A 26,836-nucleotide genomic window follows, 5' to 3' on the forward strand; every position below is an offset into this window, starting at 1 on the left:
ACAATGACACAGCACGCAAAAGACGCACGAATTCTCATGTACAGCCACGACACGTTCGGGCTCGGCCATTTGCAGCGTTGCCGAACGATCGCGCATTCGCTGGTCGGGGATTTCCGCGGACTTCAGGTGCTAATCATTTCGGGCGCCACCATCGCCGGCGCCTTCGACTACCGCGCCCGCGTCGACTTCGTGAAGATCCCCAGCGTCATCAAGCTGCGAAACGGCGAATACACCTCGCTGGAAAAGGACATCGATCTGCACGAGACGCTAAGGATGCGGCAGTCGATTATCCGCCACACGGCCGAGAGCTTCCGGCCGGATATCTTCATCGTCGACAAGGAACCGCTGGGGCTGCGCGGAGAGATTGAGGATACGCTGTCCTACCTCAAGACGCGGGGCACCACGCTCGTGCTTGGCCTGCGCGAGGTGATGGACGCGCCGCATTTGCTCGAAGCGGAGTGGGCACGCAGGGATGTGATGCGCAAGATCGGCCTGTTCTACGACAAGGTCTGGGTCTATGGCCCGCCGGATTTCTACGATCCGCTGACCGGCCTGGAGGTGCCGCCGGCGGTCAGGGCAAAGATGAAGTTCGTCGGTTTCCTGCAACGGAGCCTGCAGCAGAACCAGTTGCCCGGCCACCGGCCCGAGGGCGACTATATCCTGGTTACCACCGGTGGCGGCGGTGACGGCGCCGACCTGATCCACAACGTCATCGAGGCCTATCAGCAGGATCCGCGATTGCAGCACCGGGCGCTGATCGTGCTTGGGCCCTACATGCCGGCGCGCAAGCGCAACAAGCTGGTCCGGAAGGGGGCCAAGATCCCCTATGTCAAGATCATCGAATTCGACAACCGGATGGAAGAGCTGATTGCCGGCGCCAAGGCGGTGGTGGCGATGGGCGGTTACAACACCTATTGCGAGATACTGTCTTTCGACAAGCCGGCGCTGATCGTGCCGCGCGTCACGCCGCGCGAGGAACAGCTGATCCGGGCACGGCGCGCAGCCGAACTCGGCCTCATCGAGATGCTTTTGCCCGAGGAGGCCGAGGATGCCCAGCGGTTTGCCGATGCGCTGCAGGTTTTGCCGGGCCGGCCGCGCCCATCGCAGAGCAATGCGCATCTGACGCTGGAAGGGCTGCCTCATATTTCCGAAATCGTCGCGGAACTGCTCGACCGGCGGGCCGGCCATCACCTTTCGGTCATTGAAGGCATGAACTGAGTTGCAACACCGCAAGATCGTCGTGGTTCTGAAGGGCTACCCGCGGCTGTCGGAAACCTTCATCGCGCAGGAGCTGCTCGGTCTGGAGCGTGCGGGGTTCGACCTGATACTTTTCGCGCTCAGGCGGCCGACCGACGCAAAACGTCATCCCGTGCATGACGAGATCAAGGCCCCCGTCCATTATCTGCCGGAATATCTGCACAGAGAGCCGCTGCGCGTGGTTCGATCGCTGTTTGCCTGTCTGCCGCGGCCTGGCTTCTGGCGCGCGCTCAGATCGCTCGCTGCCGATATCCGCCGCGACTTTACCCGCAATCGCGCGCGGCGCTTCGGGCAAGCGCTGGTGCTGGCGGCCGAATGGCCGCAAGACGCGGGATGGCTGCATGCCCATTTCGCGCACACGCCGGCATCGGTGACGCGCTATGCCAGCCAGCTTCGTGGCTTGCCCTGGAGCTGCTCAGCCCATGCCAAGGACATCTGGACGTCGGCGGACTGGGATCTGGCCGGCAAGCTTTCCTCGGCGCGCTGGACGGTCACGTGCACGAAAACCGGCTTCGACCATCTGAAAAAACTCGCCAACGGCAGTTCGTCCGTGCATCTGAGCTATCATGGGCTCGACCTTGACCGCTTCGGCAGTTTCGGCGAGGCGCGAAAACAGCGTGACGGCTCGGCGCCGGCCGAACCGGTCATGATCTTGAGTGTCGGACGCGCCGTTGAAAAGAAGGGCTATGATACGTTGCTGGAGGCTCTTGCCCTCTTGCCTGGCGATCTGGCGTGGTGTTTCGAGCATATCGGTGGCGGCGAGGAACTGAAACGGCTGAAGGCGCTGGCGCAAAGGCTCGGACTGGAGGGGCGCGTCTCCTGGAAAGGCGCGCTGGCGCAGGAGGAGGTGCTTGAGCACTACCGCAGCGCCGACATCTTCGCTTTGGCCTGCAGGATCACCGCGGATGGCGACCGGGACGGCCTGCCGAATGTTCTGGTGGAGGCGGCCAGCCAGCGGCTTGCCTGCGTGTCGACCGATATTTCCGGCGTGCCGGAGCTTTTATCGTCGGATGAAACCGGGCTGCTGATTCCCTCGGAAAACCCGACTGCCCTGGCACAGGCGCTGGAGCGCCTGATCCGCGATCCCGTCCTGCGCGTCCGCCTCGGCGACGCCGCGGAGCGGCGCGTGCGAAGCAATTTCGATCATGTGGCAGGCATTGGACAGCTCAAGGAACTGTTCGAGCGGGAGTGGCGGGCCGCCGAATGAAGCGGCTGCGCGCTTTCTTCTATGTTCAGCACCTGCTCGGCATCGGCCATCTCGCGCGCGCCAGCCGCATTGCGGCGGCTCTGGTCGATGACGGGTTCGACGTCACCGTCGTGACCGGCGGAGCGCCGATCGCGGGATTTCCGGGATCGGGTGTAAAATCCGTGACCCTGCCGCCTGTCACCTCCGGTGACGAAGGATTTTCCGGACTTGTCGACCTGCAGGGCAAAGCCATCGACGATGATTTTAAGAGGCGGCGCTCAGAGATGCTGCTGCAGGCTTTCCGGGATTACAGGCCCGACATCGTCATTATCGAGGCGTTTCCCTTTGGACGCCGGCAGATGCGTTTCGAACTCTTGCCACTGATCGAGGCCATCGAAGCGACATCGCCCAGACCGCTGCTGGCGGCGTCCGTCCGCGACATCCTTCAGGAGCGCGTGAAGCCGAGCCGAAACGAAGAAACGGTCGATCTCGTCAACAGGCATTTCGATCTTGTCATGGTCCATGGCGATCCGGCTTTCGCAACCATCGACAAGACATTTCCGCTGGCTGGGGCGATCAGGGCCGAGGTCGCCTACACCGGGCTCGTTGCCGCGCCGCCGGCGCAAGCGGCCTCAGAGCGCTTCGACGTTCTGGTGTCGGTTGGCGGCGGGGCGGCCGGAAAGAGCCTTGTCAGATCCACCGTCGCGGCGGCGCGAAATGCCGATAACGCCTGGACATGGTGTTTGATCACCGGCCCAAACCTGCCGAAGGACGAGTTTGACGCGATTTCACGCGATGCCTCCCCACGCCTGTCCATCTTCCGGTTCCGCGAGGATTTCGCCAGCCTGCTGACCGGCGCCCGCCTGTCGGTCTCGCAGGCGGGTTACAACACGGTCTGCGATGTCATGCGCGCGGGGTGTCGCTCGCTGCTCGTTCCATTTGCAGCCGGCGGGGAAACCGAGCAGACGCGTCGCGCCCTGATGCTTGAAGAGCTCGGTCTTGCAACGGTGCTGACGGAACAGGACCTGACGCCTGAAGGTCTGGCGCAAGCGATCGAGCAGGCGCTTGCGGGACCGCCGCCAGCCGCGCATCGCCTCGATCTGGAAGGGGCGCGGCGCTCGGCGCAAATCCTGTGCGAGCGCTTCAAACAGCTCCGATCAGCATGAAGCGTGTATAATTTTTTGTCGGCAATTCGCCGGAGAACCTGATCTGCCGCAGCGCCGCCATGGCTTCGAAGGCTGCAAGTGACGCCACGCAGTTGATGTGCGTCGGCTCGCTGAAATAATCGTTCGACTGCAGCAGCACGTTCGTACCCCGCGGAAGCAGGGCAAGCCAGGCGCTGAGATCGGCTATGTGTTCGCAGCTCGTATTGACCACCAGGTCAGGCCCGCCGGCGGCATAGTCGAGTGCGTACATATCTGCCGTCAGCGCTTGAAACCGCTCGCCGGCTTGCCGGTTGAGTGTCCGGGCGACCGCGCCGACTTCGGGATCGATGTCGATGCTGTCGATCGCCCCGATGTCGAAGCGGGCGTCATTGAAAAGCATCGCCGGCAATACGCCGTACCATCCACCCAGAACCCATATGCGCTCGAACCGGCCGCCGCAGCTTTCGAACAGCCTGTCGAGCGCCCACATCTTGCAGGCGACCTGCTTGTGGTTGAAGGCATTGGCGATATCGGCCTGCGGATGCTTGGCGATGACGCGCGCCAGCCCGGCCACGAGAGGGTGGTCGACATAGGCGGCAATTCCCCGCGTGAGGTCCAGGGCTTGCTCATGCCCACCCATGCCGGCATTGCGTGGTTGCGTGACATCCATCATATTCGTCTTCTATGTTGGGATTTCGGGCGACACAACGCAATCTTGCCTCTTGCAAGCCTGTTCGACTTGCGGACGCGACTGTGGCGCAAGCCGTTTCGCCATTGACCGGAGGAGGCCGATTGCATTTGTCCGGACCATCGGCGCCCATCCGTCTGGCGCGCAGCTGCCGCTTCGAACTGGTCGATGGCAGCGAAGACATGGCCGATACACCATTCGCCAGCAGGTGCCTTTACATTCTGCATCCTTCAAACTGACAATCGCATATGGAAACCAGCCTAGCCCGCTATATCTGGACGCACACCAGGAAGCAGCAGCTCTGGATATTGATGATCGTCGTGCTTTCGATGGTCCCGTATTTCATGTCGTTCGACCTGCCGAAGCTGATCGTCAACGGCCCGATCCAGGGCAAGGGGTTCGAGCAACCGGGCGCGACCCTGCCATTCATGAGGTTGCACTATAACCTGCCGTTCATCGGCGAGGTGCAGTTCTTCTCCGGTTTTCAGCTCGACCGCACGTCGACGCTGCTTGCGCTCAGCCTTGTTTTCCTCTTGCTGGTCGTCATCAACGGCTTGTTCAAGCTCTACATCAACACTTACAAGGGCCGGCTCGGCGAACGCATGCTGCGGCGTATTCGTTTCGATCTGGTCGATCGTGTGCTGCGGTTTCCGCCGGTTTACTTCAAGCGGGTGAAATCCGCCGAAGTGGCGACCATGGTGAAGGACGAGGTGGAGCCGCTGGGCGGCTTCATTGGCGATGCCTTCCTGCAGCCGGTGCTGCTCGGCGGCCAGGCGCTGACGGCCATGCTGTTCATCATGGTCCAGAACGTCTGGCTCGGAATGATAGCGGTCGTGATCGTGGCGATCCAGATCGTGCTTATCCCGCGAATGCGGCGGCGGCTGCTCGTGCTCGGGCGCCAGCGGCAGTTGACGGCGCGCGCGCTTTCAGGCCGGGTTGGCGAAATCGTCGACGGCATCGGCGCGGTTCACGTCCACGATACGTCGAACTACGAGCGCGCCGACATAGCAGCCCGGCTCGGGCTCATCTTCAAAATCCGCTTCGATCTTTACCAATGGAAATTCATGGTAAAGTTCCTCAACAATTTTCTCGCGCAGCTCACGCCCTTTCTGTTTTACATGATCGGTGGCTATCTGGTCATCCAGGGGAGGTTGGATGTCGGCCAGCTCGTGGCCGTGATCGGCGCTTACAAGGACTTGCCCGGACCGATGAAGGAACTGATCGACTGGGATCAGGACCGGCAGGATGTCCAGGTCAAATATCAGCAGGTCGTCGAACAGTTCACCGTCGAGAATATCATCGCGCCGGAAATCGGAGCACTGACGGTCGACGATCCCGATCCGATGACCAAGCCGCTGTCGGCGGTCAGCCTGTCGATAGCAGACGATGGCGGCGCAATGCTCCTCAATCGCATCTCGCTCGAGGTCAAGCCGGGTGAGACGGTGGCTCTGGTCAGCACCGCAACAGGGGGAGCGGAGGCGCTTGCGGAAGCCTTTGCGCGGCTGACCTGGCCGGACAGCGGAAGGATCGTTTCGGGCTCCGATGACTTGCTTGATCTCCCCGAAGCCGTGACCGGCCGGCGCATGTCCTACGCTTCGTCGGATGTTTTCCTGTTCCAGGCAAGCCTGCGCGACAATTTGCTCTACGGTTTGAAGCATGCGCCGCTGACATCGGTGACATATGACGGCGCAGCGGCGGACCAGCACCGTTGGAATATCGACGAGGCGCGCCGGTCGGGCAATCCGGATCTCGATATCCGCAGCGACTGGATCAACTATGCCTCCGCCGGCGCCACCGGCCCGCACGACCTCTTCGAAGCCGTGCGCCGGGTGCTCGACGCGGTTCTTCTGTCGCGCGACATTCTGGATCTTGGCTTGCGCTCTTCGGCCGACCTCAAGCGCCACACGAAGCTTGCCGAGCGGATCGTCGAATTGCGTGCGGCGCTGCGAACCCGGTTGGAGGAAGAAGGCCTGAGCGCGCTGGTGGTTCCTTTTGAACCGGGCGCCTACAACAAGGAAGCGACGATCGGCCAGAACCTGCTCTTCGGCGCCGCGGCCGGCCCCGAACTGGCTCACAAGGCACTGGCGTCCAATCCCTATTTTGCTTCCGTGCTGAAGCAAGCCGGCCTCGACCGCACGCTCTACGAAATGGGCATGGAGATCGCCGAACAGGCGATCGAGCTGTTTGCCGACCTGCCGCCCGAACACCAGTTCTTCCAGCAGCTCGCCTTCATGAGCGCCGAGGAGATACCCGCCTACGAAACCTTGCTGCAACGGCTCAAGAATCGCCCCTACGATGCGGTTTCGGAGAACGACCGCGCCATGATGGTCACCTTAAGCTTTGCCTATATCGAGCCCCGGCATCGCTTCGGCCTGTTGACCGACGAGCTGATGAGCAAGATCATCGCTGCACGCAACCAGTTCTATGAAAACCTGCCGGCCGAGCTGGAGAAAGCTGTCGAACGGTTTGATCCTGCCAAATACATCGCCGCGGCCACCGTCATGGACAACGTCCTGTTCGGGCGTGTCGGCAACAACCATCCCGACGCGCCGGACCGTATTCGCTCCATCGTCTATGATATTCTTGACGAACTGGGACTTTATGCCGAGCTTCTGGATGTCGGCCTGGACTTCAACGTCGGCGCCGCCGGCAGGCGGCTGACCGGCGGACAGCGACAGAAGCTCGATGTTGCCCGCGCCTTGCTCAAGCGTCCCGATTTCCTCATTCTCAATCGGCCGCTGTCGGCGCTCGACCAGCGCGTGCAGGACAAAGTGTTGCGGAATGTGCTCGACGAAGCCAGACGCGACGGCCATTCGCCGGCAATTGTGTGGGTGGTGACGAATCCGGCAATGGCGGCGATGTTCGATCGGGTTGTGGTCTTTGACTCAGGCCAATTGGTGGAAGACGGAACACACGAGACACTCTTGGCGGGAAACGGTATCTTCAAGGAACTTGTGTCATAGTCTGGCAAACGCGAATTCAGGAAGGTTTGCGACAATGCTGCTCAAGGATGAAGTTGGAATGCTGCAACGCGTTCCCTTGTTCTCTGGCATCGAGCCGACAAAGCTCAAGCTGCTCGCGTTCACGTCCGATCGCGTGAACTACAGTGCCGGCCAGATTCTTTTCCGGCAGGGCGACGAGGCAGACGCCGCCTATGTCATCCTTTCGGGCAGCGCGGATATTCTGGTCGATTCCGACAATGGGCCGATCAAAGTTGCTGAATTGCTGCCAAATTCGATCGTTGGCGAGATTGCCATATTGTGCAACAGCTCCCGTACTGCCACCGTCAAAGCGGCAAGTGAGCTGGAGGCCTTGAGAATCCGCAAGGACCATTTCCTGAGGCTTATGAAGGAGTTTCCCGAAATGACCATCGAGATATTGCGGGTTCTTGCCGATAGGCTAAGCAGTACGACCGCGGACCTGATCGACGCACGAACGGCCGAGAGCGATTCACAGTTGCACTGAAGCGGCGAGCCGCTCTGTTTCTTTGTTTTGATGCAGTTTCCGGAACCGTGTCACACCTTTCCTGGAACGACTCTGGCAGCAGTTGGTTGGCTACGATGGGCGAAAGGGTGCATGGACGACGATTTCTTCCTTGTCAGGTTTTGGGGCGTGCGCGGCAGCATTGCGGTGTCGGGGCCAGAATTTGCTCGCTATGGCGGCAACACGATCTGCATCGAGATGCAATGCGGCAAGCATACGCTTCTGTTCGACGCGGGCTCCGGCTTGCGGCCTGCCGGCAGGACGCTTCGGGCGGCGGGCGTCACCGATTTCGACCTGTTTTTCACCCATTGCCATTACGATCACATCATCGGGCTGCCGGCTTTCAAGCCTATTTATGAACGAGGCATCAAAGTTAAGCTTTGGTCCGGGCATCTGGCTGGACGCATGACGACGCGGCAGATGGTCGATGAATTCATTCGGCCGCCATGGTTTCCGGTGACACTCGGTGTCTGCAAGGCGAGCCTCGACTGCCGCGATTTCGCATCCGGAGACCTGCTTCGGCCACGCGAAGGAGTTGTTGTACGAACCGGTAGTCTTACCCATCCGGGCGGCTGCATCGGCTACCGGGTCGAATGGGGGGGCCGCGTCGTGGCGGTCATCACAGACACCGAGCACGAGCCGGGCAAACTCGATCCGGCGGTGCTCGGTCTGATCGAGAATGCCGACCTCGTCATTTACGATTGCACCTACACCGAGGAGGAAATGGAGCGCTACCGCGGCAACGGGCACTCGACATGGCAACAGGGCGTCAAGCTCTGCGAGGCGGCCGGCGCGCGCGGGCTTGCGCTGTTTCACCACGATCCGGCACGCACAGACGATGAGCTGGACGAGATGGAGAAACTGGCCAAGGACAGATTTGCCGGCGCTTTTGCGGCGCGGGATGGCCAGACGCTCACATTTCCAGTCTTGCACAAAAAGCGCTGAGCTATTTTCCGGCGCTGCGTTCTGTCAGTGTGCTGATCGGAAGCCATGCGCAGGCTTCTGCCCGCGCGGTGATCGTGAACAGCCGTTCGAGGAAAAGCCAGGCCGATTCATCATGGACGAGATGGTGGGTGAGCAGGCCGACCGGTTCGCCGCCGTCGAATGCACGCTGCAATTGCGCGACGATGGCCTGAACCAACAGACCATGATCGCGGCAGCCGCGCGTGCCATGCCAATCCATGATGTCGACATTGCTGTTGATGACCGCCAGGGAAGCCGGCCTTGCCGGCCCGAACACCGACAATGCCGCAAATCCTATCGATCCGAGGTCGGGTACCAGACCGGCGTCGATCCGGTTCCAGGGCGGCACCAGCATCGGAACCGCACGTGCGCCGTGCAGGCCGGTTACACGCGACAGCCCGCCGGCCAGCTCATCCAGCACCACCTCGCGTGGCCGATGCGCGCCGAGCTCCTGCTTTTTTTGACCCTCGGGCGCATGATTTCGGTGCGCCCAGCCATGAATGGCGACCGTGGCATGCGGCGCGGCGTCAAGCCGGACGACAAGCTTCCCGTCGGTCTGGGCCGGAATGACGGCCAGAGTGACCGGCACCGCGAAGTCACCGGTGAGGTCGAGCAACCGATCGAGCGCCGGCGTCGGATCCACGGCGTCATCGTCGCGCAGCCAGAACTCTGCCTTGCGGCCCGCCCGTTGCCGGTGCGCCAGCTCGTCCACCAGGGGCTGCCAAGTCGGGTCGGATGTCATGACAACGGGATCATCTTGAGAAGTTCGGCCAGGCGGGCCTTTGCAGCACCGAGAGAGCGTTCTTCGAGAACGAAACGTCTGGCCTCTGCAGCCATGATGGTTCTTTCATCATTATTGGCCAGAAGCCTTGCAATTGCGGAAGCGAACGCCGCCACATCGGCTGGCGGGGTGAGAAACCCGGTCTGGCCATGCCGCACGACCTCCGGCACGCCGGCAATGTCCTGAGCCACCACCGGAAGGCCGGCGGCCTGTGCTTCAAGATAGGCAATGCCATAGGCCTCGCCGTAACCCGGCCAGACGTAGATTCCCCCGCGATAGAGGACATCCGGCACGGCGACCGGCTCAATCGCGCCAAGCCATTCGATACGGTCGGCGGGCAAGCCGGCGAATTGCGCCTTTACCTCGTCACGGGCAGGTCCGTCCCCGACGACCGACAGCGTCCAGGGGAGGTGGCCGATCAACCCGAGCGCCTGCGCCAGCATGCGATAGCTCAAGACCTTGTCGCCCGGGCGCATCATGGCGACGGTCACGAGGCGCGTCGGATAATCCAGTACCGGCATTTCGTGGAATGCCGATGTGTCGATGAAGGGTGAAAGCATACCGAGAGCGGCGTGGGGAACAGCATCCGCCAGCCCCTGGCGATCCCTTTGCGTGAAGCAGATGTTCAGCGCCGCCTGCTCGATGGCTCGCGCCACCAATGCCTGGCTATCGGCCCACGAACCGGCGTTGCGCCGTTCGGAATAGGAGGCTTCGGCCGTCACATAGGGGACAGCAAAGGCCAACGCCAGCTCGGGCCCGATCAGGTCGGGCGCCTTGTAGTAGGGATGATAGGAGAACCAGAGATCGGGCTTGCCGTCACGGTCCCAAAGCCTTGTCAGTCGCGCGGCTTCGTCCCGGGCCTCGATCATGAGCGCATCGAAACTTTTCGGTTCCGGCTGGCGTAGATAGAAGCGCAACTCCGATGCCAGTTCGACGCTATGCCCGCCATGCTGCAGCGCCTGGACCAGCATCCGTGCCATCTGGCGGTCGCCGGAGACAACGGGATGATTGGGCGACTTCAGCGGGGCGTAGAAGGCAATTCGCATCGCGCGATCCTATCATCGCAAAGCCTGCCCAAGTCAATTTCGAGGCATGATCGACTTCACCTTCAAGCGCTGGAATGTGCTATCTGATGCTTATGGAAACAGCTGTCGCGTCCGACCCGTTCGTCGCTTCTTTGCCGGTCTTCGCAAAGTTCGAAAGCGTTGCCGATATCGACAACTATCGGCCTCTCCCCGATGGCTGGGCGCTGGCCACCGCCGACATCGTCGGCTCGACCAAGGCGATCGAAGCCGGGCGCTACAAAACCGTCAATATGGCCGGCGCCAGCGTCATTTCGGCGCTGCTCAATGCACTGGGCCGGCAAGATCTTCCCTTCGTCTTCGGCGGCGACGGCGCGCTCGTGGCGTTTCCCGGCTCGGCGCTGGAGATCGCCCGTAACGCGCTGGCTTCTGTCCAGAGATGGGTGGCGGACGAACTGGACCTGACCTTGCGTGCCGCAATCGTGCCGATAAAGGACATAAGAGCGCAAGGCCTCGACGTTCGCGTGGCGAGGTTCCAGGCCTCCGAAGCAGCCTTCTATGCCATGTTCGCCGGCGGCGGCGGCAGTTGGGCGGAAGCCGAAATGAAAGCCGGGCGCTACCGCGTCGACCCCGCCCCGGCCGGCGCGCGGCCGGATCTGACCGGCCTCTCCTGCCGCTGGAACCCGATCGAAGCCCGGCATGGCGAAATTGTCTCGATCATAGCCGTGCCCGGGGCATCGCGCGACTTGCGTGGTTTCCAGTTTCTGGCTTCCGACATCATCACCCTTGCCGGCAGGCAGGAGCGCGATGGCCACCCGGTGCCGGTGGACGGTCCGGCCTATAGTCTCTTGCCCGCCGGTCTCGATGTCGAGGCACGGGCCACGGCGCCGCCGGGGCGGCGGTGGCTGGCCAAGCTGTGGGTGATCTTCCTGATGACGCTTACGGCCGTCACCGACAAATTGGGCTGGACGATCGGCGGTTTCGATCCGAAGGTCTACAAGCGCGAGGTGGCCAGCAATTCGGATTTCCGCAAGTTCGACGACGGCTTGAAGATGACCATCGACGTCGACGCGGATGTGTTGCAGCGGATCGAGAACCGGCTGAAACAAGCGGAAGAGGCCGGCATCTGCAACTATGGCCTGCACCGCCAGAAGTCGGCCTTGATGACATGCCTCGTCATCTCGCCGCTGCAGCGCGATCATGTTCACTTCATCGATGGCGCCGCCGGCGGCTATGCAATGGCTGCCGCAAGCCTGAAGGCGAAGGCGCCGGTCTGATGACGGCTTGGGGAATCGATTTTCCGCAATGCGCCGCGGCCATGGTTCTTGGGACCCGGCGAGCCCAACGGTGCCTGAGCCGACCAATTATTTGCGCGATGTCAGGATCGGGATTGCACTTCGCCGGCAGCCTCGCCACATAGTGTTGCAGGTGATTTGTGCGGTCGACGTCTGCTTGCTTCCTGCAAGGACAGTCATTCGGGATATTCTTCGCCGGCTTCTGCCCCCGAAGCCGGCTTCATTGACTTCGAGAATTTTGCGGATCAAAGGAGATGGCTCGTCTTCGACGGGTTTCGAGATAGCATGAGCACAGCGCAAGCAGAAATTTCCAACATTCTCATGGATAAGGTTGCCGATTGGCTGACCCAATCGGCGCTGGCGGGCGACGACCTGGAAACATTGGTCAAGGGTTTTTGTGAACGGCTGGCTGCTGCCGGCCTGCCGCTGAAGCGGGTGCATTTGAGCTTTTCGATGCTGCATCCGCTTTATGACGCGCTCGGTTTCACCTGGATTCGCGGCCAAGGCCTGGAAGTGGAAGGCTTCCGGAGTGAGAACGGCGTCCATTCCGACAGATTCCTGACCAGCCCATACTACCATCTGCTAAGCAACAAGCTCGACCATCTGCGGCGCCGGCTCGACCCGTCGGTGCGGTCGGAGTTTCCTGTTTTCGATGAGCTCAGGCTTATGGGCGTCACCGATTACATGGCTTTCGTCCATCCCTTCAACGGCGATACAAGTCAGGGCATGTTGGGGTCCTGGTCCACCGACAGTGCTTCAGGCTTCAGCGACAGCATGATTTCGGCGCTGCTGCGGATCCAGAACCATCTCGCTATAGCAAGCAAGATGGCGGTGCTCACCAAGCTCGCCGACAACATGATGACCACGTATCTCGGCGGTGACGCCGGCAGGCGCGTGCTGGACGGCCAGATCAAGCGCGGCGAGGGCGACACAATCCGGGCCGCGCTGGTGATGGGCGATATGCGCGGGTCGACAAGGCTCGCCGAAACCTCCGGCCGCGAAGTCTATATCGATACGCTGAACCAGTTTTTCGATGCCATCGCAGCACCTTTCAATCGCAAAGGCGGGCAGATCATGAGTTTCCTGGGGGATGGATTCATTGCCGTCTACCCCTGCGAAAGGCATCGCGCGCAGTCAGAGATCGCCTGCCAGGCTGCTCTTGCGGCTGCGCACAAGGCCAGCATGCGCATGATGGAGCTCAATCTGCGCAGAAAAGAGCAAGGACTGGGCGACATAAAATTTGGTATCGGCCTGCATGTCGGCAATGTGATGTTCGGCAATGTCGGGCTTACCGACCGACTCACATTCTCCGTCTTCGGCTCGGCTGTAAACGAGGTCCAGCGTCTCCAGACCCTGACCAAGAAATATCCGCACAGCGTTCTCGCCAGCAAGGACTTCGCCGGTTATTGCGGGGCCAACAGTTGGCTGACGCTCGGCGAGGAGGAACTGGCGGGCAGCAAGCAGAAGCTGACGGTGCTTTCACCCGATCTGTCGGGTGCTCTCGCACTCGATGAAGACGCTGCGCTGCAGCCGTTTCACGATCGGATATCGGACGCCGAGCAGGTCATGCTGCTTCATCGCGATGCCGCGCGGCTGTCGGCGGGCGACCGGAGGAAGCTCCAGTAGTCACCACCATCCGATCTGGACGCCCTGGTATGCTGTCCGGCCGCCGGTCGCCGGGGAATTCGTTTCGAATCCAAGTTGCTCTGCGCTGACAATGCGCTAGTCTTGCTTTTTGGGGCCGGTCGGGAGGCGCCAGATTGGGGCTGGTGTGGGAATGGATGCAGGCGTTGATCTGCTGCGGATCGAGGATGTTGGCATCTCTTTTGCCATTGTCGGGGGACCGTTGCATGCCGTCAGGCGGGCAAATCTTCGCGTCCTGCCCGGCAAGGTCACCGCACTTGTCGGTGAGTCCGGTTCCGGAAAATCGGTTCTCAGCCAGGCCGTGATGGGCATCTTGCCGAACACGGCCCATGTTCGCGGCCGTATCCTGTTTTCCGATCCCAAAAAGCCCGGCACGACGCAGGATATCCTGCAGATGCCGCGAGACGGACCCGAAATCCGGGCGTTGAGAGGCAGCCGCATCGGCAAGATCTTTCAGGAGCCGATGACATCGCTGTCGCCGCTGCACACGATCGGCAACCAGGTCAGCGAATCCCTGCAGATTCATACGCACATGGATCGGACGGAGCGCAAGGCACGGACCGAGGAAATGCTCGGCCTCGTCGGGTTTCCCAATCCCAAGCGCGCCTACGACATGTATCCATTTGAACTTTCGGGAGGATTGCGGCAACGCGCTATGATCGCCATGGCGCTTATCTGCCGGCCCGCTCTGTTGATCGCCGATGAGCCGACGACGGCGTTGGACGTCACCATCCAGGCGCAAATCCTGCAATTGCTTCGTGGACTCCAGACCAAGCTCAACATGGCAATGCTGCTGATCACGCACGACCTCGGCGTGGTCGCCAATGTCGCCGACGAGGTGGTCGTCATGTACCATGGCGAGATCATGGAAGCAGGCCCTGTGGAGGCAATATTCCGCCGGCCAGGCCACCCTTACCTGAAGGGCCTCATGGCAGCCGTTCCGCATTTCGACCTGAAGCCTGGCGAAAGACTGAAGGCGCTCCGCGAGGTGCCGGTGAATGTCGGGACCCTGCTGGGCAAGCAGACGGCGCCGGAAGCGAAGGGGCCGGACGACATTCTGCTGTCGGTCAGGGATCTGAAAAAGGTCTACACCATCCGCAACTCCGGATGGTTCAGCGGGAGCCATCAGACCTCTGTTCGCGCCGTGGACGGCGTCAGCTTCGACATCAGGCGAGGTGAGTGCCTGGGCCTGGTTGGCGAAAGCGGTTGCGGCAAAACCACCGTCAGCAAGATCCTGATGCGGGCCGTCACCCCTACCGGCGGCTCCGTGATCTTCAACGGCCGCGACGGACCGATCGACGTCCTGGAAGCCGAGGGAGACGCCCTGCGCTTGCTGCGGGCGAAACTCCAGATGGTTTTCCAGGATCCGGTCTCGTCGCTTTCGCCTCGCATGACCGTGGAAAACATCTTGAGCGAGCCGCTGGAAATCCATCAACGTGGCAATGCCGCGTCCCGGCTAGCCACGGTCAAGAGCCTGATGCAGGCAATCGGGCTCGATCCGCGCTTCATCCAGCGCTATCCCCACAGCTTCTCCGGCGGGCAGCGTCAGCGTATCGGCATCGCGCGCGCGTTGGCGCTGGGGCCTGAACTGCTGATCTGCGACGAGCCGGTTTCGGCGCTCGATGTCTCCGTGCAGGCGCAGATCCTGAACCTTCTGAAGGACCTGCAGAAGGAACTGGGCCTGACCTACCTGTTCATATCCCACAATCTGGCGGTGGTGGACTACATGGCGGACCGCATCGCCGTGATGTGCGGCGGGCGTATCGTCGAGCTTGCGCCGCGCGAAATTCTGCTCAGGAAACCGATCCACCCCTACACGCGCTCACTGCTCGCCGCAGTCCCTTTCCCCGATCTCGACCGGCCCATGGATTTCAAGACGCTGAAGCTCGGCGGCGCTTCCGACACCAGCGCATGGGGCCCGCAATTCCGCGACGAGGGCGAAGAGGATATGCTGTCGCCGCTCGATCTCGGCGGCGGCCATCTCGTGCTGGCCCGACGTTCGGCCGATGTCAGCGAGTTACGCCATTGATCAGCCGCCGCATTGTCCTTGGTCTCATGGCTTCGGCATTTCTGCCGGGCACGGCGCGCGCCGGCGATCTGGAGCCGGATTTTCTTCAGCCGCAGCTGAAAGCCAGGGCTCTGCCGCCACTCGCGGAGCGCCTGCCCAAGAGCCCGCGCGCGTTGAACCTCGCCGCGATGGGCCGGCAGCCCGGCCAGTATGGCGGCACGCTGCGTACGATCATCGGCAGCCAGAAAGATATCCGGATGATGACGATCTACGGGTATTCCCGGCTGGTCGGCTATGACGAGAAGCTTAACTTTCAAGCCGACATTCTCGAAAGTTTCGACGTAAAGGACGATCGCGTCTTCACGTTCAAGATTCGGGAAGGCCATAAATGGTCAGACGGCAGCCTGCTGACGCCGGAGGATTTTCGTTATTGCTGGGAAGATGTCTGGCTGAACGATGAGCTTTCGCAAGGGGGGCTCGCCCCTGCCCTGCTGGCGGACGGCAAGCCGCCACGTTTCGAGATCGTCGATCCGTTGACGGTCCGCTACAGTTGGGACGCGCCCAATCCCGACTTCCTGCCCAAACTTGCCGCTGCTTCGCCGACACCGCTTGTTTTGCCGGCCGCCTATCTCAAGCAGTTCCACAAGAAATATCAGGATCCATTCCGGCTCGCCGGCCTGATGAAGGAGAACCGGACCGCAAAATGGACGCTCCTGCACATCCGCATGTCGCGGCAGTATCGCCCGGAGAACCCGGATCTGCCGACACTCGACCCCTGGCAGAACCGGACCAAGCCGCCGGCCGAGCAGTTCATCTTCGAGCGCAACCCGTTCTTTCATCGAACAGACGAGAACGGCCGGCAACTGCCCTATGTCGACCGGATCATCATGAATGTCAGCTCGTCGGCGATCATCTCCGCCAAGACCGGTGCGGGCGAGAGCGACCTGCAATGCATGGGAATCGACTTCAGCGATTACTCCTTCCTGAAGGACGCGGAGAAGCGCTACCCGGTGAAGATGCATCTGTGGAAACGCACACAGGGTTCGCGGCTGGCGCTCATGCCCAATCTGAATTGTGCCGACCCGGTGTGGCGCGGCCTTTTGCGTGACGTGCGCGTGCGCCGCGCACTTTCGCTCGCTGTGGACCGGCGCGAGATCAACATGGCCGTCTTCTACGGATTGGCGCAGGAAAGCGCCGACACGGTCTTGCCGGAGAGCCCGCTCTACCGGCCGGAATTCGCGAAAGCCTGGGTCGCCCACGATCCCGACCAGGCCAATGCCCTGCTTGACGAGGTCGGGCTTCAGGCCCGTGACGATAACGGCCTGCGGCTACTTCCCGATGGACGCCCGGCGCAGATCATCGTGGAAACAGCCGGCGAAAGCACGCTGGAAACCGATGCGCTCGAACTCATCACCGATCACTGGCGCAAGATCGGCATCGCTTTGTTCATCCGGACTTCGCAGCGCGACATCTTCCGCAGCCGCGCGCTTGGCGGCCAGATCCTGATGTCGATGTCGTCGGGCATCGACAATGGCGTGCCGACCGCCGACATGAATCCATACCAGTTGGCCCCCACCATCGACGACCAGCTGCAATGGCCGCTCTGGGGCGCTTACTATCTGTCGCATGGCAAGATGGGTGAGGCGCCCGATGTTCCTGAAGTGGTCGAGTTGATGGCTTTGCTCAAGCGCTGGAACGGATCGACCCAATCCAGCGAGCGCGCCGAAATCTGGAACTCGATGCTGTCGATCTACACCGATCAGGTGTTCTCTATCGGTACGGTGAACGAAACACTTCAGCCGATTCTGGTATCCTCGCGGCTGCGCAACCTGCCTGACAAAGCACTCTACGGCTACGACCCGACCTCCTATTTCGGTGTCTACATGCCGGACACATTCTGGCTTGGAGGCTCCTGAGCGTGCTTCGATATCTTGTCTGGCGCATCGCCGTGATGGTTCCAACGCTGCTGGTCATATCGGCGCTGGTGTTCACCATCATCGAACTTCCGCCGGGGGACTATTTCGACAGCTATGTCGCTGAGCTTCGCGCCCAGGGCGAAGCGGTGGATTCCGACCGCATCCAGATGATGCGCAAGGAATATGGTTTCGACCAGCCGCCGGTCATTCGCTACTTCTACTGGGTGGGCGGGATGCTGCACGGCGATTTCGGCTATTCCTTCGAATATGAGCTGCCGGTTCGCGACGTCGTCGGCGACCGAATGTGGCTGACCGTGCTGGTTTCCTTCGTCACGATCATCTTCACCTGGCTCATCGCCTTTCCGATCGGCATGTACTCCGCCACGCATCAATACAGCTGGGGCGACTACGGCCTGACTTTCTTCGGCCTTCTCGGCCTTGCCATTCCGAATTTCATGCTGGCGCTGATCCTGATGTATTTCGCCAACATCTGGTTCGGCACGTCCATCGGCCACCTCATGGACCAGCAATATCTCGGCGAGCCGATGAGCTGGGCCAAGGCGAAGTCGATCCTCGCCCATCTCTGGATCCCGGTCCTGATCATCGGCACCGGCGGCACGGCGAGCATGATCCGGCGGCTGCGCGCCAATCTGCTCGACGAACTGCACAAGCAATATGTCGTTACGGCGCGCGCCAAGGGCCTGCATCCGTTCAAGGCGCTGGTCAAATATCCGCTGCGCATGGCGCTCAATTTCTTCATTTCCGACATCGGCTCGATCCTGCCGGCCATCATCTCCGGCGCTGAGATCACGGCTATCGTTTTGTCTTTGGAAACGACCGGGCCGATGCTGATCAAGGCGCTGCAAAGCCAGGATATGTATCTGGCAGGGTCATTCCTGATGTTCCTTGCCTTCCTGACGGTTATCGGCGTGCTGATTTCCGACCTGGCGCTGGCGCTGCTTGATCCACGAATTCGTTTGCAGGGTGGCAGCACCAAATGAAGCAGGACTCGCCGCTGCCCGCTCCGGGTGCTCCACTGCAACACTACATTTCCGGCGCGCCCTTCGACCTGCAGTCGGTCGAGGCGATGACGCCGGAGCAATCGAAGGTCTTTCAGGCATCGCAGTTGCGGCTGATGTGGTGGAAATTCCGCAAACACCGGCTTGCGCTTATATCCGGCATATTCCTGGCAGTGCTGTATTTAGGGATACTGATCTGCGAGTTCCTGGCGCCCTACAATCTGCACTCGCGCAACATGGACTACATCTATGCGCCGCCGCAGCACGTGCACCTGTTCCACAATGGCGAGTTCGTCGGGCCGTTCGTCTATGGCCGCCAGATGACGCTGGATATGGACACGCTCAAGCGGAACTACATCGAAAAGCACGACGATGTTCAGCGGCTCCGTTTCTTCTGCAAGGGCGACACTTATCGGTTCTGGGGCCTGATCGAAGGTGACAGGCATTTTGTCTGTCCTGCCGAAAACGGGCAGCTGTTTCTGGCCGGCACCGACAGGCTGGGGCGCGACGTGCTCTCACGCATGATCTATGGCGCACGCATTTCACTGACTATCGGCCTCGTCGGCATCAGTTTCAGCTTCCTGCTCGGCATCGTCATCGGCGGGCTGGCCGGCTATCACGGCGGTATCTTCGACCTGATCGTCCAACGGATAATCGAAGTCCTGCAATCGATTCCCAGCATTCCGCTATGGCTGGCCCTGGCGGCGATCATGCCGATAACGTGGAGTCCGATCCTGATCTATTTCGGCATCACCGTCATCCTCGGGCTGCTCGACTGGACCGGACTGGCGCGGGCCGTGCGTTCAAAGCTTCTGGCCTTGCGCGAGGAGGATTACGTTCTGGCGGCGCAGTTGATGGGCGCCGGAAGCAGCCGCATCATCAGGCGGCATCTCATTCCCGGCTTCATGTCGCATCTGATCGCGACGGCGACGCTCTCCATCCCTGGCATGATCCTGGGCGAAACGGCGCTGAGCTTCCTCGGGCTCGGCCTGAGGGCGCCGATCACCAGCTGGGGCATCCTGCTCACCGAGGCGCGCAGCGTCAGCGTGATCGCGTTCTATCCATGGCTGCTTTTGCCGATGCTGCCGGTCATCCTCGTTATCATGGCGTTCAACTTCCTCGGCGACGGCTTGCGGGACGCCGCAGACCCCTACAAGTGATATCGCTGTTCCACCGCGCGGCCTGCCGAACACTCCACCCGGTATGACGCTTGTCGGCGGCCGGTTGCGTTATTGCAGGGTTCGTCGTTCGCCTTTATATGCAGCAAGCCTCGATCGGGGCTGCTGGTTCAGGACACACAATCGCATATGAGTCGCCTCGATAATTTCATCAGCAGGATGACCGCGCAGCGCGACATTCTCAATCGAATCTGCCCCGAGGTGGCGAAGATGGAGGGGCTTGTGCTTGAGCTCGGCCTCGGCAATGGCCGGACATTCCACCATCTGCGCGAGCTTCTGCCCGGGCGCCGGATCGTGGTGTTCGACCGCGAAGTTGGCGCGCACACTAGCTCAATTCCCGAAGCTGAAAACCTCGTGCTCGGCGAAATACGCGAGACGGGCCGCAAGTTCATTGGCATCGAAGCCGCCCTTGTTCATGCCGACATTGGCACCGGCTATGACGATCGCGATGCGGTGACCGCTACCTGGCTTCCCGATCTGATTGCGAGCCTGCTTCGCGTCGGCGGCTTCGCGGTCAGTGGCACGCCGCTCGATCACCCGCTGCTGCAACACCTCCCGGCGCCCACTTCGGAGCCCGCCGACCGTTATTTCCTCTGCAAGCGCGTGTGAGCGGTAGAGAACTCTTCAGGGGATCGTATAGACCGCTATCTCCCGCTCGATGCCGCGCAGCGAGACCTCGTGCGGCACGGGCGTCAGCGCGTTCCTGTGCAACAGATCGGCGGTGAGATTGTCGTCAACCACCGCACGCGTGGCGAAGATCGCCTGTGCGTTGGCAAGGTTTTGGACCCGCGAAGCAATGTTGACCGTCTGGCCGAAATAATCCTGCCGCTCGTTCATGGACACGGCTATGCACGGGCCGGCATGAACACCGATCTTGAGCAGAAGGTCCTCGCGCCCGCTTTTGTCATTGAGCGCCCGCATGGCGTCGCGCATCCGCAGCGCCGCGGCAATCGCACGGTCAGGCGTCGCGAAGGTCGCCATCACCGCATCGCCGATCGTCTTCACAACCGCGCCTGCCTCCGCCGCGACGATCTCGTGCAGAACCTGGAAATGCTCGCGCACGAGATCGAAGGCTGAAAGATCGCCCACCCGCTCGTAAAGCTCGGTCGATCCGCGCAGATCGGTGAACAGGAAGGTCAGGCTGGTGATCTTCAGGCGCTGGTTGATATCGAGCGTATCCGTGCGATAGAGATCCCGGAACGTCTGGTTGGTGAGCAGGCGCTTGGCGGTCACGAAGGGCCGGCGCTTGCCCAGGAAATCATGCAATACCGGGCAGGCGATGAAGACCGTCGGCAGCACGCGCGTGTCGGTCCTGTTTTCCAGCGAAATGCGCAATGGGCCGGGTTGCATCTCCAGCGTCTGGCTCTGGACATGGTCGCGGTCGAAGGCCAGAGAGAGGTTTCGCCGCTCTTTTGCCGGTTCGCCCTTCGCGTCGATGAACTGGGCCGAATGCGTGACCGGCTCGAAGATGATGATGAATTGAGGCGGAAGCTGGATGTGCAGAACCGCCTTTTCACCGGGCGCAAGCTCGATATCTTCCAGCGAGAACGCTTCCATCTTTTCCGCCAGATCCTCGTCCGGCAGATCGGCCCCGGACGCCCAGTAGATCTGGCGGTAATATTCCACCAACGGCAGTTCGTGTGGATTGTGGGCGGCAATCCTGCGCACGCGGGGACTGACGGTGAATGTCACCTCGACCATCTCGTCGAGGGTCGGCGAATAGCCCTGGGAGCACAGCGCGCAGGTGTATTCGTCCTTCTGCATGGTTTTCAGCGTGGCGTTGGTGTCGAGCACGCCGCCACAGCCGGGGCACAGAACATTCCAGGAAATGTCGAAGAAGCCCACCCGCGCCGCATGGAGAAAGGCGCTTATGGTGCGTTCCTCGTCGAGGCCACGCTTGCTGGCGAAGGCCAGCGCATTGATGCGGCAAAGTTCGCGGTCCTTGCCCTCGGCGATGGTTTGCCGGATTGCGTCGATTGCCTGCGGATCGACATCGGTCGATTGCCGCAGAAGCGAGAACAGATCCTGAGCTTCGGTCATCGTGCAGGCTCCGGAAATTGCGCCGCTAGAGCATGATGCCGAAAAGTGCGAAGCGGTTTTCGGACGACATCATGCTCTATTTCCTGATTTAGAGGCGGATTCAGATTTCAGGTCGGACAGACCTGAAATCATCCGGCTCTAGGCGTGTTGGCCGAACCGATCTTCGACCCGAACGCTCCATCATACTGCGAAACGGACCGTACGGCCATTCGAATGGACAAGCCTGGTGACAGGTCAATTTCCATTTGTTGAATTCCAAACTATGATAGCCCATGGGGCATTCATCTCTGGGGTTTTCTCCATGCCGACACGCGACAACCCGCCATTTCCGGCGGCCCTGCGCCTTTTCTCGGCGGGGGTCATCATCGTCCTGATCGTCGGGGCCGGCCTGTTTTTCGCGCCCGCGCTGGTCAAGCCGCGCTGGCCCTGGGCCGTCACGCCGTTCAATGCCCGCTTCCTCGGCGGCTTCTACACCGCCGAAATGGCAGTGATGGCGGCGCTGCTGGTCTGGAATCGCTGGTCGCCCGGCAGGCTTGTGCTGGTCATGGCCTTCATCTTCACCGTCATCGTGTCGGCGGCTTCGTTCATCAACCTTGGCTATTTCAACTTCGAGCGCAAAGCCCCCTGGCTCTGGTTTCTGGTCTATCTTGCGTCAGCCGCGGTATCCGGGCTGTTCCTGTGGCGGGCAAGGGCCCGCCCTTCTGCAAAAGGCGTGATCTTGAACCCCGCATGGCGCGCCTACCTACCGGTGGAAATGACGATCCTCGGGGCCTACGGCGTCGGCCTGTTGCTGTTTCCCCTGACATTCGGTGGTTTCTGGCCATGGCCGATCGATGCCTTCCACGCCCAGGTCTACAGCGCCATCTTCCTCGCCGGCGCCGGCGGCACCTATCTCGTCTGGAGAAGTGCACCGCGTGAGGAATTGCTGGTGCTCGGCCTGGCGCAGTTTCTGGTTGGCCTGCTTGCTGTTCTTGGCCTCTTCATCACCGACGCTGCCGTGCACCGGATCGACTGGACGGCGGCCGGGACATTGTGCTGGCTCGCCCTTTTCGGCTGGATCGGCATCAGCGGTATCCTCAAACTCTGCGCCGCCCCCCGGCATTTTGCCGCGCAATCGGCATAGGTCGCAGAGACGGCTGGATTTTCAGGTGACGTCCGGTGCATCGTGCCGGGCATATTGCCTCTGTCGCTTTGTTCTGACGCAATTCCGGACGGAAAACCGCTCACACTTTTCCTGAAATTGCGTTAGGCGGAAAAGCCATGACCAGCACGACCTCCTTATCCGAGAAAATCCAGCCGCAGCTCCGGGCCGTCCGGCCAAGCGATGCCGAGGCGCTGTGCGCTATCTTCAATATGCCGGGGTTCCGCTGGGGCACGCTCAGGATGCCGTTCGAGATGGTGGAGCAGGTGGAGCGGCGCATCGCCAAGTCCGGCCCGGAAACCACCTGGATCGTTGCGGAGCTGGACGGCAAGGTTGTCGGCCATGGCAGCCTGGTCGCGCAGGGTTCGCCGCGCCGCTCGCATATAGGCGAGATCAATATCGGCCTTGACGATGGCTTTGTCGGCAGAGGCATCGGCTCTGCCATCCTTGGCGCGCTGCTTGACGTGGCCGACAACTGGCGCGCCCTGAAGCGGGTCGAGTTGACTGTCTATGCCGACAACGAACCGGCCATCCGTCTCTACACAAGCCACGGCTTCGAGGTCGAGGGACGGCATGTGAAGGCCGGTTTTACCGACGGGCAGTACCACGACCTCCTGAGCATGGCCCGGCTGCGGTTCTGATGACCACCGTCCCTGCCCTTGCCCCTCCGGTGGACATTTTGGCCGTGCTGTCGCTGCTCTGCCCGGAGGTCGTGCGTGACATCGAGCAGAACTGGAATGCACCGGTTTCCGATTATGCCCGCCATCTGTGGCGGCCGGTGGCAAGGCCTGGATCGGCCCCGTCGATCGCTGCCCGCTCGATCCTGCGCGACGTCCTGCAGCAGCGCCTCGGTGCGATCATGCAGCCCGAAGCGATCGACAAGGCCCTCGACGAATTCGACCACAGACCGGTTATCCAGTCCGGCCTGCACTGCCTGCTTCTGATGGATCGCATCACCTTCGATGCCCTGCTGCTTGCCTGGCTCGGCGCGGTCGAAAACGGGCTGTCGGCTTTTTTCGGCTTCATGGGAACGACGATGACCATGGAGACAACCGGCCGGGAGGGGCCGGGATGGCTCGATGTCGGCGACGACAAGGTCAATTTGTTTGGCATGGGGCGCCACAAACTGTGCCGCAAAAGCGCCTGCGCGGCCGGTCCCGTTACCCTCAACGGGCGCGCGCTCGAAACGGTGGGCAATGAGACGGATGCCAGAAGCTGGCTGGGCACGCTGCTTGCCAGCCAGGGCAAGGTATTTGCAACAGCCGCCGATGCGCTGACAGAACTCAACGAGGATCTGGTCGCCGATTGGGATCGTTCCGGCATGGCCCGGCCGGTTTTCGTCGATGATAGGCTGGCCGCGACTGTCGTGGCGCGGCATCTGGAAGATGAAGGCAGTCTTCTTTCCAGGCTGCTCCTCGAGCCCCCAAGGCGCCGGCGTCTCGACCATGCCTTGCAAGAAGCCGCATCGGGCCCATTTGGCAGGTTCCTGCCCAATGCCACGGCCTATTTCTGGGGCATCCGCGAGCAGCGCGTGCGCAAGCTCGTCCTCGAGAACGGGCGGCTGATCGAGCCTGACAGGCCGCATGGTCTTTCCATCCCGTTCGAGCGGCCGCATCTCCAGCAGGCACTGCTCGACGGCATGCTTTTGCCGGACTTGTTCCTGATGTTCCTCGCCCTTGCCATATTGCCGCGCGTGCGGGTTGTGGGCGGCCTGAGACAGATTGGCTATGTCGCGCTTTTCCACTCGATCCTGCTGGCTGCGCTTGATGAAAACGCGCCAGAAGAGCGCGATCTGGCCGCCGAGCTGCAGGTTCGGGAAAATGCCTGGGGCATGCGGGTCATCGATGAAAAGATCTCGGTCCGCGAGCAGCTTGCCGGCCTGCCGGAAGGAGCGCTCTTCCCGGACCTGCTGCGGCAATACCGGTTGCGGACATTTGCCGAGACGACCGATGACCTGAAACCGGTCCGCGAAAACGCCCGATGGCGCAAGATCGGCCGGGCCTCAGGCCTCTGACCCGGCCGGGCTTTAGCCCGTCATTGCACCACACCGGCCTTGCGGAGCCCCTCTACCATCAGTTCGAAATCGGCAGGGTTCTTGTAAGGCAAGACCTTGCGACGGTGTTCCAGCGAATAGGCGGGATTGACGCGAAGCAGGTCCTGCCATGCCGTATGGGCCTCCTCCAGACGGCCCAGATGGCCGTAGGTGGCGGCCAGAAGCGCGCGCGAGAGGTCGGTGACAGCGTTGCGAGCCAGCCGTTGCAGCAAGAGGTCGACCGCCTCTTCGTACCTTCCCAGTTGAAACGATGCCAAAGCCTGGAAGTGCAGAAGCACATCCGGGAAGTATGGATTCAAGGTCTTTCCCCGGGCGAAACTCTCTAGCGCCTCCGCGGGTCTACCCGAATAATACAGCGCCTCGCCGCGGGCGACGTGCGCTTCGGCGAAGTTCGGATTGAGGGCTATCGCGCGCTCGACCTCGCCGATGGCCTCATCGTGCCGTCGTGTGTAAAGCTTGGCCGATGCCAGCGCCCAGTGCGCCCAGGGATCGCTGTCATCCAGCGTTACCGCTCGCGTTGCTGCCTCTTCCGCTTGCGCCATCGAGTCCGACGCACCCCACCTGTTGAGGTAGTCGAGCCCGTACGTGAGGGCTAGGAAAGCGTGGGCAGAGGCAAATTTCGGGTCCAGTTCGATGGCCCGCTGCAAGAGCTCGCGGGCCGCGACGTTCGTGTCCTTCGTCAGCCGGTGCCATAGCTCCCGGCCCCGCAGGAAACAGTCATACGCCTCCGGGTTGCGCTGGTGTTCGGGCGCCAGCCGCAGACGGTCATCCTCGGTCAGATTGAGCGCCAGTGCACCGACGATGTGCTGCGTCACGTCATCCTGCACGGCGAAAATGTCGGTCAGATCGCGATCGAACCGCTCCGCCCAAAGATGGCCGCCTGAGATTGCATCGATGAGCTGCGCGGTGATGCGTACCTTGTTCCCCGACTTGCGTACGCTGCCTTCAAGGACATAGCGCACGCCGAGCTTCGTGCCGACATCCTGCACATGGACGTTCTGGCCCTTGAAGATGAAGGACGAATTGCGAGCGATGACGAAGAGCTGTGACAGTTTGGACAGCGCCGTGATGATGTCTTCGGAGATGCCGTCGGCGAAGTAGTCCTGTTCGGCATCACCGCTCATATTGGCGAACGGCAGCACGGCGATCGACAGTTTCGGCGGCGCTGCCGCAGCCGGAGGGCTCGTCGGGGTTTGCGAGGTCACGGCCACCTTGGCCCCGGCGCCGACCTGCAGCGAATACACCCGGATCGGCTCGGCGATGTTCTTGAGCTGTGTGCTGCCGAGATCGCTGACCGAGAGGTCAAGCCTGGCCTTGACCTGGCGATAGGCATCCTCGGACAGGCAGATGGCGCCGGGCGCCGCAACGCCCTCCAGACGCGAGGCGATGTTGACGCCGTCACCCATCAGGTCGCCATCGCTCTCTTCGACCACGTCGCCCAGATGGATGCCGATCCTGAACTCGATGCGGCGCTCCTGCGGTACGCCGGCATTGCGCTCAACCATACCGTTTTGAATCTCAACGGCGCAGCGCACGGCATCGACCACACTGCGAAACTCAACCAGTGCCCCATCTCCGGTACGCTTGATAACCCGCCCGTGGTGCACTGCAATGATCGGATCGATCAGGTCGCTGCGCAGCGCCCGCAACCGCGCCAAGGTACGATCTTCGTCCGCGCTCGCGAGCCGGCTGTATCCGACCACATCTGCAGCCAGGATTGCGGCCAGCTTACGGTTCTCGCTCATGGGTCGCCTCCTCATCTCCATCATAGCAGGAAGACGGCGGGACGAGGGAATTTTCGCAAATCACGGCCACGCGGCCGCCCGTATCGGCAGTGCTCCACCGCCGAACCCAGACCGATGCCCATTTGCGCTGCCGCTTGCCGGTTGACGACTATCGGTTCATCCTTGTGAATACCCCGGCCGTGACGAGCGTGGCGAGATCACGCGTCATGGCCCAAGGTCAAAGAGATAGAGCATGATGTCGTCCGAAAACCGCTTCACACTCTTCGGCATCA

At 61.6% G+C, this 26,836-nt stretch carries 21 protein-coding genes; 16 read left to right on the top strand and 5 right to left on the bottom strand.

Features of this window, described 5'->3' with window-relative positions:
- The first annotated feature begins 3 nt into the window (after positions 1–3).
- The 3 genes from NKH22_RS17080 to NKH22_RS17090 are packed head-to-tail and all read left to right on the top strand — an operon-like array spanning position 4 to position 3,609.
- Positions 4–1,218, top strand: a complete 1,215-nt coding sequence (locus NKH22_RS17080; RefSeq protein ID WP_023672150.1) for a glycosyltransferase family protein — start codon at positions 4–6, stop codon at positions 1,216–1,218.
- Position 1,219: 1 nt separating this feature from the next.
- Positions 1,220–2,464 carry a glycosyltransferase gene (locus tag NKH22_RS17085; protein WP_023692899.1) on the top strand — a complete coding sequence of 415 codons (1,245 nt, stop codon included), beginning with the start codon at positions 1,220–1,222 and terminating at the stop codon, positions 2,462–2,464.
- On the top strand, positions 2,461–3,609 hold the full coding sequence (locus tag NKH22_RS17090; protein WP_023747419.1) for a glycosyltransferase family protein: 1,149 nt from the start codon (positions 2,461–2,463) through the stop codon (positions 3,607–3,609). Before NKH22_RS17085 ends, NKH22_RS17090 begins: the two co-directional genes overlap by 4 nt.
- Here the strand turns inward: NKH22_RS17090 and NKH22_RS17095 are convergent.
- The gene (locus NKH22_RS17095; RefSeq protein ID WP_081731340.1) at positions 3,587–4,258 is read right to left on the bottom strand and encodes a class I SAM-dependent methyltransferase; all 672 of its coding nucleotides are present in this window, start codon (positions 4,256–4,258) and stop codon (positions 3,587–3,589) included. The two genes, NKH22_RS17090 and NKH22_RS17095, sit on opposite strands and share 23 nt — an antisense overlap.
- A 266-nt stretch (positions 4,259–4,524) precedes the next feature.
- Here NKH22_RS17095 and NKH22_RS17100 point away from each other — a divergent pair, with 266 nt between their 5' ends.
- From NKH22_RS17100 to NKH22_RS17110, 3 genes are all read left to right on the top strand, one after another.
- A complete protein-coding gene (locus NKH22_RS17100; protein ID WP_023706793.1) occupies positions 4,525–7,239 on the top strand; it encodes an ABC transporter transmembrane domain-containing protein in 2,715 nt (904 codons plus the stop codon).
- A gap of 34 nt (positions 7,240–7,273) precedes the next feature.
- On the top strand, positions 7,274–7,741 hold the full coding sequence (locus tag NKH22_RS17105) for a cyclic nucleotide-binding domain-containing protein (protein WP_023672144.1): 468 nt from the start codon (positions 7,274–7,276) through the stop codon (positions 7,739–7,741).
- 111 nt (positions 7,742–7,852) lie between these two features.
- Positions 7,853–8,704 (top strand): MBL fold metallo-hydrolase, encoded by an 852-nt coding sequence (locus NKH22_RS17110; protein ID WP_023822323.1) that lies wholly within the window; start codon positions 7,853–7,855, stop codon positions 8,702–8,704.
- A 1-nt stretch (position 8,705) separates the two neighbouring features.
- Here the strand turns inward: NKH22_RS17110 and NKH22_RS17115 are convergent, their stop codons facing one another.
- Positions 8,706–9,464: a polysaccharide deacetylase family protein gene (locus NKH22_RS17115; protein ID WP_023822322.1), complete on the bottom strand. Its 759-nt coding sequence runs from the start codon at positions 9,462–9,464 to the stop codon at positions 8,706–8,708.
- Complete coding sequence (locus NKH22_RS17120; RefSeq protein ID WP_023692893.1) at positions 9,461–10,549, bottom strand: glycosyltransferase family 4 protein; 1,089 nt, start codon at positions 10,547–10,549, stop codon at positions 9,461–9,463. Before NKH22_RS17120 ends, NKH22_RS17115 begins: the two co-directional genes overlap by 4 nt.
- Before the next feature lie 74 nt (positions 10,550–10,623).
- On the opposite strand from NKH22_RS17120, the gene NKH22_RS17125 reads away from it, so the two are divergent.
- From NKH22_RS17125 to NKH22_RS17155, 7 genes are all read left to right on the top strand, one after another.
- The gene (locus NKH22_RS17125; RefSeq protein WP_027050460.1) at positions 10,624–11,802 is read left to right on the top strand and encodes a DUF3095 domain-containing protein; all 1,179 of its coding nucleotides are present in this window, start codon (positions 10,624–10,626) and stop codon (positions 11,800–11,802) included.
- A 303-nt stretch (positions 11,803–12,105) separates the two neighbouring features.
- The gene (locus tag NKH22_RS17130; protein WP_023672139.1) at positions 12,106–13,446 is read left to right on the top strand and encodes an adenylate/guanylate cyclase domain-containing protein; all 1,341 of its coding nucleotides are present in this window, start codon (positions 12,106–12,108) and stop codon (positions 13,444–13,446) included.
- A gap of 151 nt (positions 13,447–13,597) precedes the next feature.
- Positions 13,598–15,493, top strand: a complete 1,896-nt coding sequence (locus NKH22_RS17135; protein WP_023672138.1) for an ABC transporter ATP-binding protein — start codon at positions 13,598–13,600, stop codon at positions 15,491–15,493.
- Complete coding sequence (locus NKH22_RS17140) at positions 15,490–17,388, top strand: ABC transporter substrate-binding protein (protein WP_023822321.1); 1,899 nt, start codon at positions 15,490–15,492, stop codon at positions 17,386–17,388. The genes NKH22_RS17135 and NKH22_RS17140 overlap by 4 nt, the downstream gene beginning before the upstream one ends.
- Positions 17,389–17,390: 2 nt before the next feature.
- Positions 17,391–18,389 (top strand): ABC transporter permease, encoded by a 999-nt coding sequence (locus NKH22_RS17145; RefSeq protein WP_023672136.1) that lies wholly within the window; start codon positions 17,391–17,393, stop codon positions 18,387–18,389.
- Positions 18,386–19,567, top strand: a complete 1,182-nt coding sequence (locus NKH22_RS17150) for an ABC transporter permease (RefSeq protein WP_031198639.1) — start codon at positions 18,386–18,388, stop codon at positions 19,565–19,567. Before NKH22_RS17145 ends, NKH22_RS17150 begins: the two co-directional genes overlap by 4 nt.
- 147 nt (positions 19,568–19,714) lie before the next feature.
- The gene (locus tag NKH22_RS17155; RefSeq protein WP_023672134.1) at positions 19,715–20,194 is read left to right on the top strand and encodes a class I SAM-dependent methyltransferase; all 480 of its coding nucleotides are present in this window, start codon (positions 19,715–19,717) and stop codon (positions 20,192–20,194) included.
- 15 nt (positions 20,195–20,209) lie between these two features.
- Here NKH22_RS17155 and NKH22_RS17160 read toward each other — a convergent pair whose 3' ends face one another.
- Complete coding sequence (locus NKH22_RS17160) at positions 20,210–21,625, bottom strand: adenylate/guanylate cyclase domain-containing protein (RefSeq protein WP_352910209.1); 1,416 nt, start codon at positions 21,623–21,625, stop codon at positions 20,210–20,212.
- A 301-nt stretch (positions 21,626–21,926) separates the two neighbouring features.
- Here NKH22_RS17160 and NKH22_RS17165 point away from each other — a divergent pair, with 301 nt between their 5' ends.
- From NKH22_RS17165 to NKH22_RS17175, 3 genes are all read left to right on the top strand, one after another.
- Positions 21,927–22,748 carry a hypothetical protein gene (locus NKH22_RS17165; protein ID WP_023685079.1) on the top strand — a complete coding sequence of 274 codons (822 nt, stop codon included), beginning with the start codon at positions 21,927–21,929 and terminating at the stop codon, positions 22,746–22,748.
- A gap of 137 nt (positions 22,749–22,885) precedes the next feature.
- Complete coding sequence (locus NKH22_RS17170; RefSeq protein WP_023685080.1) at positions 22,886–23,407, top strand: GNAT family N-acetyltransferase; 522 nt, start codon at positions 22,886–22,888, stop codon at positions 23,405–23,407.
- A complete protein-coding gene (locus tag NKH22_RS17175; RefSeq protein WP_031198638.1) occupies positions 23,407–24,780 on the top strand; it encodes a hypothetical protein in 1,374 nt (457 codons plus the stop codon). The genes NKH22_RS17170 and NKH22_RS17175 overlap by 1 nt, the downstream gene beginning before the upstream one ends.
- Positions 24,781–24,800: 20 nt before the next feature.
- Here the strand turns inward: NKH22_RS17175 and NKH22_RS17180 are convergent, their stop codons facing one another.
- Positions 24,801–26,564 (bottom strand): adenylate/guanylate cyclase domain-containing protein, encoded by a 1,764-nt coding sequence (locus NKH22_RS17180; RefSeq protein WP_023702561.1) that lies wholly within the window; start codon positions 26,562–26,564, stop codon positions 24,801–24,803.
- Positions 26,565–26,836 lie beyond the last annotated feature (272 nt).

This window comes from Mesorhizobium sp. M1252, assembly GCF_040318265.1.
GTDB lineage: Bacteria > Pseudomonadota > Alphaproteobacteria > Rhizobiales > Rhizobiaceae > Mesorhizobium.